12 protein-coding genes and 1 pseudogene are annotated in these 15,756 nt (G+C 61.5%); 10 read left to right on the top strand and 3 right to left on the bottom strand.

The window, feature by feature from the left end; all coding sequences use genetic code 11:
* Window positions 1-323 precede the first annotated feature (323 nt).
* Complete coding sequence (locus tag NG698_RS19780; protein WP_252611855.1) at window positions 324-1,376, bottom strand: MBL fold metallo-hydrolase; 1,053 nt, start codon at window positions 1,374-1,376, stop codon at window positions 324-326.
* Window positions 1,377-2,082: 706 nt separating this feature from the next.
* Window positions 2,083-3,223 (bottom strand): annotated as a pseudogene (locus tag NG698_RS19785) (acyl-CoA dehydrogenase family protein).
* Between the two features lie 87 nt (window positions 3,224-3,310).
* Here NG698_RS19785 and NG698_RS19790 point away from each other — a divergent pair.
* From NG698_RS19790 to istB, 10 genes are all read left to right on the top strand, one after another.
* Complete coding sequence (locus NG698_RS19790) at window positions 3,311-3,940, top strand: TetR/AcrR family transcriptional regulator (RefSeq protein WP_252611857.1); 630 nt, start codon at window positions 3,311-3,313, stop codon at window positions 3,938-3,940.
* Window positions 3,941-4,122: 182 nt separating this feature from the next.
* A complete protein-coding gene (locus NG698_RS19795; RefSeq protein ID WP_252611859.1) occupies window positions 4,123-4,896 on the top strand; it encodes an electron transfer flavoprotein subunit beta/FixA family protein in 774 nt (257 codons plus the stop codon).
* A gap of 16 nt (window positions 4,897-4,912) precedes the next feature.
* On the top strand, window positions 4,913-5,881 hold the full coding sequence (locus NG698_RS19800; RefSeq protein WP_252611860.1) for an electron transfer flavoprotein subunit alpha/FixB family protein: 969 nt from the start codon (window positions 4,913-4,915) through the stop codon (window positions 5,879-5,881).
* 10 nt (window positions 5,882-5,891) lie between these two features.
* The gene (locus NG698_RS19805; RefSeq protein ID WP_252611863.1) at window positions 5,892-6,818 is read left to right on the top strand and encodes a cytochrome b/b6 domain-containing protein; all 927 of its coding nucleotides are present in this window, start codon (window positions 5,892-5,894) and stop codon (window positions 6,816-6,818) included.
* A gap of 102 nt (window positions 6,819-6,920) precedes the next feature.
* Window positions 6,921-7,679, top strand: a complete 759-nt coding sequence (locus NG698_RS19810) for an SDR family NAD(P)-dependent oxidoreductase (RefSeq protein WP_252611949.1) — start codon at window positions 6,921-6,923, stop codon at window positions 7,677-7,679.
* Between the two features lie 26 nt (window positions 7,680-7,705).
* Window positions 7,706-8,905 (top strand): acetyl-CoA C-acetyltransferase, encoded by a 1,200-nt coding sequence (locus tag NG698_RS19815; protein ID WP_252611865.1) that lies wholly within the window; start codon window positions 7,706-7,708, stop codon window positions 8,903-8,905.
* On the top strand, window positions 8,902-9,726 hold the full coding sequence (locus NG698_RS19820; RefSeq protein WP_252611867.1) for a crotonase/enoyl-CoA hydratase family protein: 825 nt from the start codon (window positions 8,902-8,904) through the stop codon (window positions 9,724-9,726). The genes NG698_RS19815 and NG698_RS19820 overlap by 4 nt, the downstream gene beginning before the upstream one ends.
* A 380-nt stretch (window positions 9,727-10,106) precedes the next feature.
* A complete protein-coding gene (locus NG698_RS19825; RefSeq protein ID WP_252611869.1) occupies window positions 10,107-11,303 on the top strand; it encodes a lipid-transfer protein in 1,197 nt (398 codons plus the stop codon).
* A 227-nt stretch (window positions 11,304-11,530) separates the two neighbouring features.
* Entirely contained in the window at window positions 11,531-12,772 is a 1,242-nt protein-coding gene (istA, locus tag NG698_RS19830; protein WP_252611870.1) for an IS21 family transposase, read from the top strand.
* Window positions 12,769-13,527, top strand: coding sequence for an IS21-like element helper ATPase IstB (istB, locus tag NG698_RS19835; RefSeq protein WP_252611872.1), 759 nt, complete (start codon window positions 12,769-12,771; stop codon window positions 13,525-13,527). The genes istA and istB overlap by 4 nt, the downstream gene beginning before the upstream one ends.
* 777 nt (window positions 13,528-14,304) lie before the next feature.
* Here istB and NG698_RS19840 read toward each other — a convergent pair.
* A complete protein-coding gene (locus tag NG698_RS19840; RefSeq protein WP_308293057.1) occupies window positions 14,305-15,546 on the bottom strand; it encodes a TetR/AcrR family transcriptional regulator in 1,242 nt (413 codons plus the stop codon).
* Window positions 15,547-15,756 lie beyond the last annotated feature (210 nt).

The following is a 15,756-nucleotide window of genomic DNA, read 5'->3' on the forward strand; positions in this document are numbered from 1 at the left end:
CCGTCTTCACCTGCCCGAAGCCTGGCCCTGGAAAACACCATGGCAGGCCTTGTCCGACCACCTCTACCCGCCGCCGCGACCTGCCTGACCCCCGTCAACCCAGCCGCACGGCGCGACCAGAACAACCAGTGGAACACTCAAGGGGCAGCGAGGCCCGGCACCCCAGCACGCCCTTCGCCCGCACAACGAGCCGAAACCGAATTCAGCTCATCCGCCCAGGCGGATCGGTGGATCAAGGCTTAGGTGTGCCGGCACGATATGGAAGCTAGGGCCCGAGCCGCGCACCCTTGTTTTGAAGCTGGAACTGGCCCGGAAGGTTGAGGTCAACGAAGGGTAGTCGGGTATGGTTCGCTCACGGGCACATCGATTACATGGCCTTGAGAGCGCAGGTACACGACGTGGCTGGCTGTTTCGGACACAGCGAGGCGCAGCGAGAAGGCCTGGAGCGATTTCCAGCCGCGGGACCACGTCAGGTGCCGGGCAGTGTCCCAGACGGTGCCGGGCTGGTGATTCTCCAGCACTCGCAGGACCTCAGCGGAGCGTTCGCGGTTGTGCTCGATCAGCTGTGCGACGCGGCGCTGCATGCCGATGAATCGGTACTCGTGCGCCGGGCAGACCTCCATCGCGTCTTCAAACCCGATCACCTTCAGGGACTCGTAGTAGTCCGCCAACGGATTGACGGGTCCGGGCAGCTCCAGAGATATGTGCGGAGAGATGCGCGGCAGGACGTGGTCCCCGCTGAAGATCAGGCTGTGGGGTTCATCGACTAGGCATATGTGGCCCGGCGAATGCCCGGGCGTCGCGACGACCCGTAGGTTGAGCCCTTGGGCTGGCACCAGGCTGCCGTCGCTGAGTCGCAGGTCCGGATATGCGAGGTTCTGCAGATGGGTGAGGGCGGGCTTGTCCATGGCTACTTCGGCCAGCCGGTCCGCCGGGACGCCCCACAGCGTCAGCTCCTTGCGGTCGCTGCGCAGGAAGAGGTCAGGGTCCCCGGAGGCGCTGAGCCGGCGCACTTCGTTTTCGCCCAAGGCCACCCACGCACCAGATGCCTTGCGCAGGCGGGCCGCCATCCCCAGGTGGTCCGAGTGGTGATGGGTGGCAACAATGCCCGTCAGGTCAGAGGGCCCAAGGTCGACCTGCCGCAGACCGGCGGCTAAATGGTCCATGCCGACGTCACTGTCCCAGCCGGGATCGATTAAAATCGCGTCGATGTCGCCCAGGAGCAGGTAGCTCAGGGTATAGCGCATGGGGTTGTCGGGGAACGGAACGGGGATGGACCACACATCTGCGCCGAGATGCTCCACGGGCGGCAGCACCTTGTCCTGCCACGCTTCTTTTTGGGCGTGCCCGGTGACGGTGATCGATGGCAGACTCATTCGTTTATCGATCGCGGATAGAGGCTGGTCCAAACCTCATACCCGGAGGCTGCGTCGATATATTCCCGCTTATTTATGCCCTCTAGAGCAATCCATAAGCCGGAGGCGTCGGGCATTGCGGCATCGACTAACCCCCTGCGGTACAACCCTCCATCTAGCCGGACCTCGACGATCTCGCCAACGAGGGACTGCCATTGATCCGTGCAGTGCAAGCTGGCACGGCTGAGACTCTGGGACTCCATTCTTCACCGTCTTCCTCTTCTGAATATCGGAACTTTGCAGGTAGGTCTTTTCTGTCCAGGTGGGTGCAGCCCGGCGGCAAACCGGTCAGAAGGACTGCTCTGGGCCGGGACTGCCCGTGGCGCCTTCTCGTCCGTGTCCGAGAACGGAAGGCTGGCCCCGGAGGGCCGTTTCTGTAACGGGCAGAGAAGTCGGCGGAGGCCTGGCCAAGACTCTTGGTGATGGCCATGGTGGGCTCTCCTTGGTTGGTGCAACGCGAAGGGCGGGCGCATCAGCCCGGTAGTGATGGCTTCGGCCGGGTCATTTCCCGCCGCATGATCCTCAGGCTCCCGGTCCACGTGGACCACGCTGGGGATGTTGGCCTGGGTTCTTCGGTGGTCATTTAGGAATCGATGATGAGGACGGGTGTCGTTCTACTGGACCGCAGGTGAGGCCGCGCCGTTGATGTCGACGACCCTGCGCCTGCTCATCGTGCTAGATGTCGGGAGATGACTAAGCGCTGGATCTGGTTAGTGCCCTCAAAGATCTGCATGACCTTGGCTTCGCGCATGTAGCGTTCTGCTGGAAAATCGCGGGTGTAGCCAGCTCCGCCGAGCACCTGCACGGTGTTGGTGGCCACGCTCATGGCGTTGTCTGTGGCGACCAGCTTCGCGATGGAGGCTTCACGTCCGTAGGGCCGCCCGGCATCCCGGACTCGAGCGGCAGCCAAATATGTCGCACGGGCAGATTCCACCCCCGCTGCCATGTCAGCAAGGACGAAGCCCAATCCCTCGTGGTTGATGATTGCTTTGCCAAAAGCTTTCCGTTCCTTGGCGTACACGACGGCAAGATCAAGGGCTCCCTGAGCCAGGCCAGTAGCGACGGCTGCGATGCCTAGGCGTCCAGCGTCGAGTCCGGCCAGCGCGATCTTCAGCCCCTGCCCTTCCTCTCCGATGAGCCGGTCTTCCGGGACAAACACCGTCAAAGTTCATGGTGGCTGTCGTCGATCCGGTCAGGCCCATCTTCTGCTCGGGGACAGCCGCGCTGAGCCCCTGGGCATCTCCCGGTACGAGGAAGCAGGAAATGCCTCGACCGCCGTCGTCAGAGGTCCGTGCCATCACGGTATAGAAGTCGGCTTGGCCACCGTGGGTAGTCCACGCCTTTGCACCTGTGATGACGTAGCCACCGTCAACACGGACAGCTTTAGCCCGCATCGCAGCCGGGTCCGATCCAGCGTGGGTTTCGGAAAGGCAGTATGCGCCCAACGATTCGCCCGAGAGCATCTCTGGCAGCCACTTTTCCCGCTGTTCATCTGTGCCGAAATACGCGAGCGGAAAGCATGAGAGCGCGTGAACGCTGACACCTACCCCCACGCTGGCCCAAACGCTGCCGAGTTCTTCGAACACTTGGAGGTACAGTTCTGCGGATTGTTCGCCACCCCCGTACTGCTCTGGGTAGGGCAACCCGAGCAACCCCGCGCGCCCCAGAGTCCGGAAGACATCCCGGGGAAAAGTCTCATCTCGTTCGGCTGCGGCTGCCCGCGGAATCAGTTCCTTCGCGGCGATGTGGCGGGCGAGATCAATGAGATCCTGTGCCTCCTCAGAGTGCATCAGACGGCAAGCGGGCATTTGCGTTCCTTTCAGCGAAGAGGTCTTCGGTACTATTCTTAGTACTGCATCCGGTACTGCGGGACGCTTTGTGGTACTGTAAAGAGTATGCCACAGATTGTTGCCCCCCGGATCACTGGACGATCAAAAATGCCTCCCTCACGCCGCGAAGAACTCATTGCAGGGCTCATGGAGCTGTTTCTCGAACACGGCTTTGCGACTTTGAGTATTGAAGAAATGGCCCGAGCCTTGCAGTGTTCGAAATCAACGCTTTACAGCGTTGAAGGCACTAAGCACGAGATCATCGTTACGGTAGTGCGCGCATTCTTCCGCCGGGGCACGGAGCGGGTCGAAGCCCGGGCGCGTACAGACGAATTGCCTGCCCGGCGCATCGGTTCCTACCTCGTGGCCATCTCCGAAGAGCTTGCACCGGCCTCCCAGGCGTTTTTCACTGACATAGACGAATACCCGCCGACGCGTGAGATTTACCGCAACAACACCCGCATTGCCACCGAGCGTGTCCAGGAACTGGCTATTGAGGCGTTGCCGGAGACGTCCCGGATTGATGCCGTCTTTGTGGGCACCGTCGCCGGCCAGATCATGGAGGCCATCCACCGTGGGGAAATCAAGTCGGCAACCCGGCTTGATGATTCTGCCGCTTACCGTGCACTGGCGAACCTCATTGTGGCAGGAGTCAGTGCATCTACCGAGGTGTCGACAGGAAGAGAACCAGCATGATCCGGACCGGGTTCCGTCCGGAACGTGGTCGATTTGATCATTGCGAGGCCGAAGCATCGATTACCGGCCCCTGGCCAATGCGGTGGCCAACCGTCAGCTGTTTTCGGGAGGGGCGTGAACCCTTCCCGTTGCCCATGAGCTTTATGAAATCAATAGCGTGAAAACCACAAAGGAGTGAATCAATGAAGATCGTGGTACTCGTGAAGCAGGTGCCTGACACCTGGGGGGAACGCCGCTTGGATCCCTTCACCGGACGTGTGGACCGTGAGTCTGTCGACCGGGTCATCGACGAAATCAGTGAGCGTGCTCTTGAAGTCGCTTTGAGTTTAAAGGACAAAAATAAGGGCACTGAAGTAGTCGTCATGTCAATGGGTCCTTCCAGCGCGACGGATGGGTTGCGCAAGGGATTGTCGATGGGCGCGAATGAGGCGGTGCATGTTCTCGACGATGCTCTGGTAGGCGCCGATGCAGGATGGACCTCAGCCGTACTGGCTGCTGCCTTAAAGCAGACCGGGTTCGATTTGGTGCTCGCAGGAAATGAGTCCACTGACGGCCGCGGCGGAGTCATTCCGGCCATGGTTGCCCAGCGGCTAGGACTTCCGTGCTTGGGTTCCCTGAACATCGTTGAGATTGAGCAAAATTCCGTCCGGGGTGAGCGCGGCACGGAGAACGGCACGGCCCGTGTTCACGCCTCTTTGCCGGCCGTGGTGAGTGTGACGGAGAGGACCCCAGAGGCCAGGTTCCCAAACTTCAAGGGCATTATGACCGCAAAGCGGAAGTCGTTGACAGTCCTCTCACTTGCCGAACTGGGAATGGAGCCCACGACTGTGGGCGGGCGTTCAGTGGTCCTCTCCACCGTGGAGCGTCCGGCGCGCACCGCCGGCAAAAAGATTGTGGACGAGGGTAACGCCGGCCTTGAGCTAGCTGAGTTCCTGGCCGCACGGCACCTGATCTGAGAAGGAGTAATACGACATGTCCAAGGTATTGGTTTTGATTGAGGTCTCCCCCGCTGGCGAGATCAGGAGCACTGCTGCCGCGCTGCTGGGTGCCGCCTCGAAACTGGGTGAACCGGTGGCGGTTGTCGCGGTGGCACCGGGTTCCGGTGCGAGCCTGGTGGAGCAGTTAGGTTCGCTGGGAGCGGCAGAGGTCTTCGTGGGTGAGTCCGACCTGGTGGGGAAGATACTCGGCGCCGCCGAGGTCCAGGCGGTCACAGCTGCTGTCGCAGCCACCCAGCCCATCGCCGTCCTAGTGTCGAATTCTGTCGAGGGGCGCGAAGTTGCGGGCCGAATCGCAGTCTGCACAGGTGCGGGACTAATTATGGACGCGGTCGATGTGCGCGAAGACGCCGGCAGAATAGTCGGAACGCATTCGGTGTTCGGCGGGGGATTCAGCACCGAATCCACGATCGACGGTGGCCTGGCGGTCGTGACAGTCAGGCAAGGAGCCATCGAAGAGCGCGCTGCCGCGGCACAGCCGGTGGTGACATCGGTCCCGCTGACGGTCGACATATCCTCGGCCGGGGTCATCGACTCGGTCGAAGACGTCGTGGTGTCCTCTGGCCGACCGGATTTGCGTGGCGCGGCGACGGTTGTCTCGGGCGGACGCGGGTTGGGTTCCAAGGAGAACTTCGTGATCGTTGAACAGCTCGCAGATGCGCTGGGTGCGGCGGTGGGTGCGTCCCGCGCCGCAGTGGACGCGGGGTATGTTTCGCAGATGTACCAGGTGGGCCAAACCGGCACCACCGTTGCCCCGCAATTGTATGTGGCTCTGGGGATCTCCGGCGCGATCCAGCACCTTGCTGGAATGCAGACAGCTAAAACGATCGTCGCGATTAACAAGGATGAGGACGCACCCATCTTCGACATCGCCGACTTCGGAATCGTTGGCGATGTGTTCAAAATCGTCCCGCAGCTTGTCGACGCACTCAACGCCTCCAAGTAGTGGGTGAATAATGTCATCGACAAAGACGAAGGCCGTCAAGAGCCGATGGTCCAAGCTCGTGTGGGCCGTCCCCGGCGGACTGGCAATCCTGTTCCTTGTTGTTCTGGCGGCCAAGGGGATGCGGGAACTGCCTGCCGTACAGGACTTTATTACCACCCACCCGGGCGAGACCCATCTGCCCGCAGGCGCACCGGTCGGGTTTCCGGCGTGGCTGGGCTGGCAGCACTTCCTGAATGCATTCTTCATTCTGCTGATCATCCGCTCCGGATGGCTCGTGCGCACCAACCAGCGTCCGGCGGCGCACTGGACGAGAAATAACACCGGTCTTCTCCGGACCAAGAATCCGCCCCAGAAGATCAGCCTGGACCTGTGGCTTCATCTATCCTTGGACGCACTCTGGGTGCTGAACGGCATCGTGTTCTTCGTCCTGATCTTTATGACCGGGCAGTGGATGCGAATTGTCCCGACCAGTTGGGAAATTTTTCCCAACGCGGCCTCCACCTTGATCCAATACGCGTCGCTGCAGTGGCCGACTGAGAACGGGTGGGTCAACTACAACAGTCTCCAGGTCATCGCCTACTTCGGGACGGTGTTCATCGCAGCGCCGCTGGCGGTGATTAGCGGGATCCGGATGTCCGGCGCCTGGCCGAAGAACGCCGTGAAATTGAATAAGGCTTATCCGGTGGAGCTGGCCCGCGCCATCCACTTTCCGGTCATGCTCTACTTCGTGCTGTTCATCATTGTTCACGTCACCCTCGTGTTGACCACCGGCGCACTGCGCAACCTCAATCACATGTATGCGTCGCGGGACGACGGTTCCTGGACCGGATTCTGGTTCTTCGCCGTCTCTCTGGTCGTGATGATCGTCGCCTGGGTCGCAGCCCGGCCAATAATTCTCCGGCCAATCGCAGCACTCACCGGAAAACTCAGCCGCTAACTGAGGATCATTCCCGTCCGACGTGCATGACCGCCGGATATTTCACCGCAACTTACTTGCCGGGACTCGAGCGCCCACGGTAAACCTATGCAAAGGAGCATGATGGACATCAATAGGATCACGGCCCTCGTCACCGGGGCAGCCTCAGGGCTCGGTGCCGCGACTGCCAGCCTCCTGGCCGCCAAGGGGGCATCCGTCGTCGGACTGGATCTGCAGGCGGCCATTGCTAAGTGTGAGCGGACCGAGAACATCCGGTACGTGGCCACGGACGTAACCGACGAAGACGATGTCAGCGCTGCGCTGAATACCATTGACTCAGACCAGGCGCCTTTGCGGCTCGTCGTAAACTGCGCGGGCATCGCCCCCGCAGCACGCATACTGTCGCGGCAGGGCACTCATGAGCTGGGACTTTTCCGCCGGACGCTGGAAGTGAACCTGCTCGGAACGTTCAACGTCCTGCGGCTGTCCTCGGCTGTCATTGCCCGGCAGACGGCTCATGAAAATGGCCAGCGGGGCGTCATCATCAATACAGCGTCGGTGGCGGCCTACGAGGGCCAGATCGGCCAAATCGCGTACGCAGCCTCCAAGGGGGGTGTCGTTGCCATGACCCTGCCTGCGGCACGGGACCTGGCCCGGTCAGGTATCCGTGTCAACACTATTGCCCCCGGGATCGTGGATACTCCCATGCTGGCTGCTATGGGCTCCGAGGTCCGCGAGGGGCTGGCAAGGGACATTCCCTTTCCTAAGCGTCTGGCCCAGCCTGCTGAGTACGCACAGCTCGTCGTCATGATCGCCGAACACGACTACCTCAACGCAGAGACAATCCGCATGGACGGCGCCCTGCGCATGGCGCCTCAGTGATATCAGAAGAAGATCGGGACATCAGCATGGAAAAAACTGTCATCATTGCCGGGGCACGCACACCTGTGGGCCGTCTGCTCGGCTCGCTCTCCGGTCTTTCCGGCGCCGATTTAGGGGCCATCGCCATCAGGGGCGCACTTGAACGCTCGGGCGTATCGCCACAGGCGGTTGATTACGTGATCATGGGACAGGTGCTCACCGCAGGCGCCGGCCAAATGCCCGCGAGGCAAGCCGCCATCAAGGCTGGCGTCAGCGCCGCTACGCCGTGCCTGACGGTGAACAAGGTCTGTCTCTCCGGCATACAGTCGATAATGCTCGGCGACCAGTTCATTCGTTCCGGGACTCTGCATACTGTCGTCGCCGGCGGCCAGGAGTCAATGAGTCAGGCACCCCACCTGCAGATGGCTTCCAGGACCGGCCACAAATATGGGACTGTCACAATGGCAGACCACATGGAACTCGACGGGCTGCATGACGCAACCACGGACCAATCGATGGGGCTGCTCACCGAGCAGTACAACGACTCACAACCCCTCCCCCGCCCGGTGCAGGACGAATTCGCTGCTAAGTCCCACCGGCTGGCCGCCAGGGCGCAGGACACCGGACTGTTTGATGACGAAATCGTGCCAGTCGAAGTACCTCAGCGCAGGGGCGCACCCGTCATGATTGACAAAGACGAAGGTGTGCGCCCTGAAACGACAGCGGAAGTGCTCGGCCGGTTGCGTCCGGCTTTCCGCGAAGACGGAACAGTAACCGCCGGCAATTCTTCACCGATCTCCGATGGTGCCTGTGCGTTAGTGCTGATGAGTAAGAGCCGGGCAGAAGCGCAAGGGATCCCGTGGCTGGCAGAAATCGGTTCGGTCGGTATGGCGGCAGGGCCAGATTCCACGCTCCAGTTACAGCCGGCCAATGCCATCCGCGAGGCGTGCGAGCGTGAAGGCATCCTGCCCACTGATCTCGATCTGGTGGAAATCAATGAGGCGTTCGCCGCCGTCGGGCTCGCCTCCATCGCCAAGCTCGGCATCGATCCGGAGCGGGTAAACGTAAATGGGGGAGCGATAGCGCTCGGGCACCCAATCGGAATGTCCGGTGCGCGAATTGTGCTGCATCTGGCGATCGAACTGGCTCGGCGCGGCGGAGGAGTCGGAGCCGCGGCACTGTGTGGCGGCGGCGGGCAGGGCGATGCATTGATTGTGCGGGTACCGAAAGAAGCGGATAAGTCATGAGTGAACAGGCAAAAACCCTGTCCCAGGACTGCCGGCTGCTTAAGGCTGGTGTGGTCCGTCTGGAACAGGCCGGACACATCCTGATTATTACGCTAAATAGGCCCGAGGCGAGAAACGCCATCAACGGCGAAGTGGCGGCAGCGCTCGGTGCCGCGCTTGAACTGCTCAACAGCGATGACGAACTTCGGGTGGGAATCCTTACGGGGACGGGTGCCGCGTTCTGCGCGGGCCAGGACCTTAAGGCGTTTGCAGCCGGTGAGCCCGTGATTCCTCTGGAACATCCGGAGTGGGGATTCGCGGGATTTGTTAGTCACTTCACCGACAAACCGCTTATCGCGGCCGTAAACGGGTTTGCTTTCGGCGGCGGGCTGGAGCTTGCCCTGGCGTGCGACATCATCGTCGCGAGCGATAGCGCGCTGTTCGCCCTTCCCGAAGTTAAACGGGGGCTCTTCGCGGCTGGCGGCGGGGTGCCGCGCCTGACGCAGCAGATGCCAATGAACGTCGCCAGGCAGATGGTGCTGACGGGGGAACCTATTACCGCGGAGACGGCCGCACGCTGGGGCCTGGTGAACCAGGTGGTCGAGGCAGCGGAGCTCGAAACGGCGGCCCTGGCCCTGGCCCGGGCCATCTCGGCCAATGCGCCGTTAGCGGTGCAGGCGAGCAAGCGCATCATCGCGGCGGCCGGATTCCAGTCAACGTGGAAGCCCTCGGCATGGACAGTGATCGGCAGTGAACTGGAAGCGGTCTTTGGTTCGGATGACGCAGCGGAAGGCAGCCGCGCCTTCGTGGACAAACGCGATCCGGTCTGGACCAGCAAGTGAGCGCCGAACTCAAAGCGGTCTAAAGACTGCGGCAGTGCTGGTTCCAACATCAGATTGTTTGCCGAGTCCGCAAGCCCCAAAGAGCAAGCTATCTGGACCCATCTTCGAAGCAGCCGAACAGATTGAGCGAGCAGCGGGCGTCCGCTTTCCCGTAGCGTCCGCGCGAACGGTCGAAATCCCCGTCGGCTCGTCGCGGTACCCTACCGGCTGGCTCCGGAGCGGCGCGCCGGACCGGCGCTGATCCGTCGCCGACGCCAAGAACTTGGTTAGCCATTGGCTTCCCAGCACCATGGACTGGCAACTCCAAGGCTGCTACGCTAAGTGAATTACCGTTAGTTTTTTTCCCCTTTTCGAAAGCTGAGAAAAAGTTGACCAGAAAAATGAGCCGGGTATTCGTCGTTGGCGTCGGGATGACGAAGTTCGAAAAGCCAGGGCGCCGTGAAAACTGGGATTATCCGCTGATGGCGAAGGAATCCGGGACAAAGGCGTTGATGGACGCGGGGATCGAGCTGCACCAGGTTGAAGAGGCCTACGCAGGCTATGTCTATGGCGATTCGTCGTCGGGGCAGCGGGCAATCTATGAACTGGGAATGACGGGCATGCCCATCACCAATGTGAATAACAACTGCTCAACAGGGTCCACGGCCCTTTACCTTGCGGCGCGAGCGGTGAGGGGGGGACTCGCGGACTGTGTTTTGGCAATCGGGTTTGAGAAAATGAAGCCCGGATCCCTGACCATGATGTTTGATGATCGGGAAGGGCCTTTGGACCGGCACACCGAAGCGCTAGCGAGGCTATCAGAACGTACCGACCCCTTCGCCGCGTGGATGTTCGGCGCAGCTGGGGCCGAACACATGAAAAGCTTTGGTTCCACTCCCGAACACTTCGCGAAAATCGCTGAGAAGAACCACCGGCATTCGACGAACAACCCGTACGCGCAATTTCAGGATTCATACACCCTTGCCCAAATTCAAGAGGCAAAGATGATCTACGAACCCATGCAGCTGACGCGCTTGCAGTGTTCCCCAACATCTGATGGATCGGCGGCTGCGATCGTTGTCAGTGAAGACTTTGTGGAGAAGCACAGCCTCGCCGGTCAAGCCGTTGAAATCGTCGGCCAGGCAATGGTTACTGACATGGGCTCCACCTTCAATAGTGGCTCAGCAAGAGATTTAGTCGGAGCGGACATGAGCCGAAAGGCGGCGGAGGCTGTGTACGAACAGGCCCAGCTGGGGGCGGATGATGTTGATGTCATTGAGCTCCACGACTGCTTCTCGGCGAACGAACTCCTAACATACGAGGCATTGGGCCTGGCAAATGTGGGCGAGGGGCATCACTTGATTGATAGAGGAGATACAACCTACGGGGGGAAATGGGTGGTGAACCCATCTGGCGGCCTCATCTCAAAGGGGCATCCGCTCGGCGCGACAGGACTCGCGCAGTGCGCTGAGCTCACGTGGCAGCTACGCGGGACTGCGGATAAGCGACAGGTTGAAGGCGCAAAGGTTGCACTCCAGCACAACATCGGCTTGGGCGGCGCTGCGGTAGTTGCTGCCTATAGGCCTGCCGAAAGGTAGAGGTGGCCTAGTGGTTTTGTCGGAACTCGTCGCTCGGGTTGAACAGCGGCCGTGGAAGCCTGCAATTCCCAAAGTGACAAGCGGCGCCTTCTTCCGGCCGTGCTCGAGAAGCTTCGGGAGTGCTGCGACCAGGTGGGAGCGGCCGCTCACACTGGCTTGTGTTAACGCCAGCCGAAAATAGGGCCAGGAACGCCAACTGAAAATAGGGCCACCGACCATTATGGAAGGTGATCAATTTGGATGATTGGGCGGAGATACGCCACCTGTTTTCGACGGGCAAGCACTCGAAGCGTGAGATCGGCAGGATCGTGGGGGTTTCCCGCGGAACGGTGGACCGGGCGCTGGAGTCGGACCGGGCGCCGAAGTATCAGCGGGCGGCCGGAGGGTCGAGTTTTGATGCGTTTGCTCCCAGGGTGCGGGAGCTGTTGGTGAAGACGCCGACGATGCCGGCCGCGACGCTCGCGGAGCGGGTGGGCTGGTCCGGTTCCGCGTCGTTGTTCCGGGCGAAGGTCGCCGTGATCCGGCCTGAATACGCGCCGCCTGACCCGGCTGACCGTTTGGTTCATGAGCCGGGGTTCCAGGTCCAGTGCGATCTCTGGTTCCCGCACGCGCCGCTGCCCGTGGGCGAGGGCCAGTCCGATACGCCGCCGGTGCTGGTGATGACCTCGGCGTTCTCGGGTTTCATCCAGGCACGGATGCTGCCGTCGCGGACGACGCCGGACCTTCTGGGCGGAATGTGGACGCTGCTGCAGGATGCGCAGGCGGTTCCATCCAGGCTGTTGTGGGATAACGAGTCCGGCATCGGCCGGCGCCGGCCCACCGAGCCGGTGGCCGCGTTCGCCGGCTCCCTGGGACTGGAAATCAAGCTGCTTCCGCCGCGGGATCCGGAGTCCAAGGGCATGGTCGAACGGATGAACAGGTTCTTCCGCCAACGCTTCATGCCGGGCCGGGACTTCCGCTCACCAGCGGACTTCAACGGCCAGCTGGAGGACTGGCTGCCGAAGGCCAACCACCGGTATTCGAGGTCCCGCCACGGCCGCCCGGACGAGCTGATCGTCCTGGACCGGGAGAGGATGCGGGAGCTGCCGCCGGTGAGCCCGGAGGCGGTGTTCCGCAACGCGGTGCGGCTCCCGCGGGATTACTACGTGCGGGTGTTCTCCAACGACTATTCCGTGGACCCGTCGTTCATCGGGCGGATCGTGGATGTCGTCGCTGATCTGGACACCGTCTGGGTCACCCATGACGGTGTCATCATCGCCACCCATGTCCGGGCGTGGGCCCGGCATCTCGTGGTGACTGATCCGGCCCATGTGGCCCGGGCGGCGGTGATGCGCCGGGACTTCCGGACCCAAAGGGTGCACCGCCCTGAACCAGTGGAGTCCGTGGAGGTGCGGGATCTGGCCGCCTACGACGAGATCTTCGGCATCGACCTCGGCCAGCGGCCTGCGCTTCTGGAGGTGGCCTCATGAGCGGGACACCGTCGCAGATCGAGTACTACGCCCGGGCCCTGCGAGCACCGCGGATAAGCGATGGGTTCCGCCGGCTCGGGGACCAGGCCCGGGATGCCGGCTGGTCCCATGAGGAGTACCTGGCCGCTGTCCTCTCCCGTGAAGTCTCCGAACGCGAAGCCTCGGGAGCTGCGACACGGATCAAGGCCGCACGGTTCCCGGCCCACAAGGACCTGGAAGAGTTCAACTTCGACCACCAGCCCTCCGCGGACCGGAACCTCGTCGCGCACCTGGGCACCGGGGTGTTCCTCTTCGAAGCCAAAAACGTGGTCCTCCTCGGGCCACCCGGCACCGGCAAAACCCATCTCGCGGTCGGCATCGGCATCAAAGCAGCCAAGGCCGGGCACCGGGTCCTCTTCGACTCAGCGACCGGTTGGGTCGCCCGGCTCCAGGAAGCCCACTCACGCGGGAAACTCGCCCAGGAACTGGTCAAGCTCCGCCGCTACAGCCTCCTGGTGGTCGACGAAGTAGGCTATATCCCGTTCGATCAGGACGCCGCGAACCTGTTCTTCCAGCTCGTCTCCAGCCGCTACGAACACGCGTCCATGATCCTGACGTCGAACCTCCCGTTCGCCCGCTGGGGGGACGTCTTTGGAGACCTGACCATCGCCTCAGCCATGATCGACCGGATCGTCCACCACGCCGAGGTCATCAGCCTCAAAGGCAACAGCTACCGGCTCAAGAAACACCAGCCCGCCGCCAGTACGGCACAATAGAACCACAACCCCGTGGCCCCGTTTTCAATTGGCACTAATGGCCCTATTTTCGGTTGGCGTTAACAGGCTTGGCCGAATCAGTCCACTCGTATTAAAACAGGTTCTACGAGTTGCGTTCCTCAAAAGAGGTTATAAGGCGGTGGCTCGGGGTGCGGGCGCCGGTGCGGACTGTCCCCAGGCCTATCGCCTGGCGTGTGAGGGCGGTTCTGGCCGCGCTGCCGTGCGCCACAGACGTCTCTAGCCTTCCTGCAGGTTCGGTCAGCAGACGCCGGCCGGATGAAGGCCTTTATCGGGGACGTCCACGGACCAGCCGTGGGTGGGGACAAAGGTGCGCACCGGCCGGCCGAGCCCTCGGGCGGATCCGTGTGCAGTCCAACGATCGGTGTTCTGTGGGGCGAAGTCCGGTATTTGCTGCCAGTTTAGGAACGGGTCCGACGTCAGCGCGTCCCTTCTCGCAGCACCATACGGCGAACGTGGCTGGGCTGCACGTCGATGTCCGCGGGCCGACAAGGTCGGCATTCAAAGTCCATCCGGGAGGCCCGGCCTCTCAGCCGCCGCCAGTTCCCCGTTGGCGATTAGGACCGGGCCGTCCCAGCGGGCTGTTTGACCACTGCGATGCCGCGGGAGCCCGGCCTCGGCAATTCGCCGCATGCCGCCGTTGCCGACGCCGACGCCGACGGCAAGCCTAGACTGGCTCCTCGGCCCGGACACTCGAGCAAGACCTCCGGCACGAGGACCACCTCCAGGGATCCCAACCGAAGCTCTTCCAATTTACGCCTACAAAGAGGCACGCAGCACTGCGGTGGATTCCATGTATTGGGCCTGGGGAATATGCAGCAGCGCACCAGCAAGATGGCGAAGGGTTTGCTCGAAGCCTGGCTGGGATCTCAGATGAGGAGTTTGGACCGCATCATTGACAACGAGAAGGACCGCCTGGACGCGAATGCGCGCGGCGACAGGATCGACTTTCACGTATTCTCGGAAAAGGTCGGTCCAGATGTCGATGTATTGTCGTTGCTGACGTCTCGCGCTGTCCCGATCCCTCTCCGCTAGTTGGTTCATCTCCGAGAGCAAGATGCGGATAAGGAACCGATCATTGAGCGCCAAACGAACATACGACTCCACGAGACGGCCAAGCTTTACATGAGGGGGCTCCCCGCTTTTCAGGACAGGGGCCGCCTCTTTTGTCAGCAGATCATTGCCTCGCTGGATGGCCGCAGCGAGAATCGTTTGCTTGCTAGCGAAATGGCTATAGATGCTAGGCCCGGCGATCCCGGCAGCGCTGCCGATGTCGTCGACACCGACCGCACCGAAGCCCCGCTCGGCGAATAGCTCAGTCGCTTCTGATATGAGGTCCTCCCGCCGAGAAGGAGATGACTCAGTGATCTCCGCAATGTCAGACGACAGGCTCCCTGTATCTGGAGTTGGAAGGCTGACTAAAGTCTGCGTAATGTCGACAAGCAGCTGAATATACTCTTCTCGCGGAAGGGATAATGAGTGGAATCCGACACTCACCAGTGCTCCCATTGCGCACCACGCGAGAAGATCGGCTGGAGACTCCTCCAGCTCGGGTCGTTCAACAGTGAGAAAACCAGCCAACAACCTTGTGGTAGCACGAAGTCTTTCCCGCAGGATTTTCTGGTCTTGCTCGCCCAGGTTTCGCGCTTCGCGCTGCCAAAGCACCCCGAGCTGACGATGATCGAGAGCGCATTCGGCTAGCTGTCGGAGTACAAAGTCCAGGCCACGTCTTCCTGAAGGTTCATCGCTCCTGGCTTCCAGTATTTCGGTGTACGGGGTAAGCCCGGAGCTGATTGCGTCGACTAGCAATTCGGACTTACTTTGGAAGTGCCGATAGATGGCGGGCGCGCTGACATTCACTGCACGTGCGATGTCACTCATTGAGACATCGGCGTATCCTCGCTGGTAGAAGAGTACGGTGGCTGCCTCAAGAGTTAGTTCGCGACGGTTCCTGGGACGAGTACGGGGCGGAGGGGCGCTTCTCATCTGCTCTGAATACATGAGTCCCCCTATCTTTCCTAGTCTCGACTGTGCTTTAGATCCTATGGCTTCGGTCGCCGTTTACGAAGCCATCGCGGCAAGCTGCGTTACATCCAGAAGCGCACCCGTGAAGGTCCTGCTAACACGGCTCCCAGGGCTGAAAGCCGGCGAAACTTGGCGTGATTCAGGAGGCAGGGGGCTAAGAATTGATGCGGACAGATCCTGCTTCGC

The organism is Pseudarthrobacter raffinosi (assembly GCF_023913735.1).
Classification (GTDB): Bacteria; Actinomycetota; Actinomycetes; order Actinomycetales; family Micrococcaceae; genus Arthrobacter; species Arthrobacter raffinosi.

Coding starts and splice junctions, on each gene's coding strand:
- NG698_RS19805 (WP_252611863.1), top strand. CDS start 5,892: ATGTCATCGACAAAGACGAAGGCCGTCAAGAGCCGATGGTCCAAGCTC.
- NG698_RS19810 (WP_252611949.1), top strand. CDS start 6,921: ATGGACATCAATAGGATCACGGCCCTCGTCACCGGGGCAGCCTCAGGG.
- NG698_RS19840 (WP_308293057.1), bottom strand. CDS start 15,546: ATGTATTCAGAGCAGATGAGAAGCGCCCCTCCGCCCCGTACTCGTCCC.
- istB (WP_252611872.1), top strand. CDS start 12,769: ATGAGCGGGACACCGTCGCAGATCGAGTACTACGCCCGGGCCCTGCGA.
- NG698_RS19795 (WP_252611859.1), top strand. CDS start 4,123: ATGAAGATCGTGGTACTCGTGAAGCAGGTGCCTGACACCTGGGGGGAA.
- NG698_RS19800 (WP_252611860.1), top strand. CDS start 4,913: ATGTCCAAGGTATTGGTTTTGATTGAGGTCTCCCCCGCTGGCGAGATC.
- NG698_RS19815 (WP_252611865.1), top strand. CDS start 7,706: ATGGAAAAAACTGTCATCATTGCCGGGGCACGCACACCTGTGGGCCGT.
- NG698_RS19790 (WP_252611857.1), top strand. CDS start 3,311: ATGCCACAGATTGTTGCCCCCCGGATCACTGGACGATCAAAAATGCCT.
- NG698_RS19825 (WP_252611869.1), top strand. CDS start 10,107: ATGAGCCGGGTATTCGTCGTTGGCGTCGGGATGACGAAGTTCGAAAAG.
- NG698_RS19780 (WP_252611855.1), bottom strand. CDS start 1,376: ATGAGTCTGCCATCGATCACCGTCACCGGGCACGCCCAAAAAGAAGCG.
- NG698_RS19820 (WP_252611867.1), top strand. CDS start 8,902: ATGAGTGAACAGGCAAAAACCCTGTCCCAGGACTGCCGGCTGCTTAAG.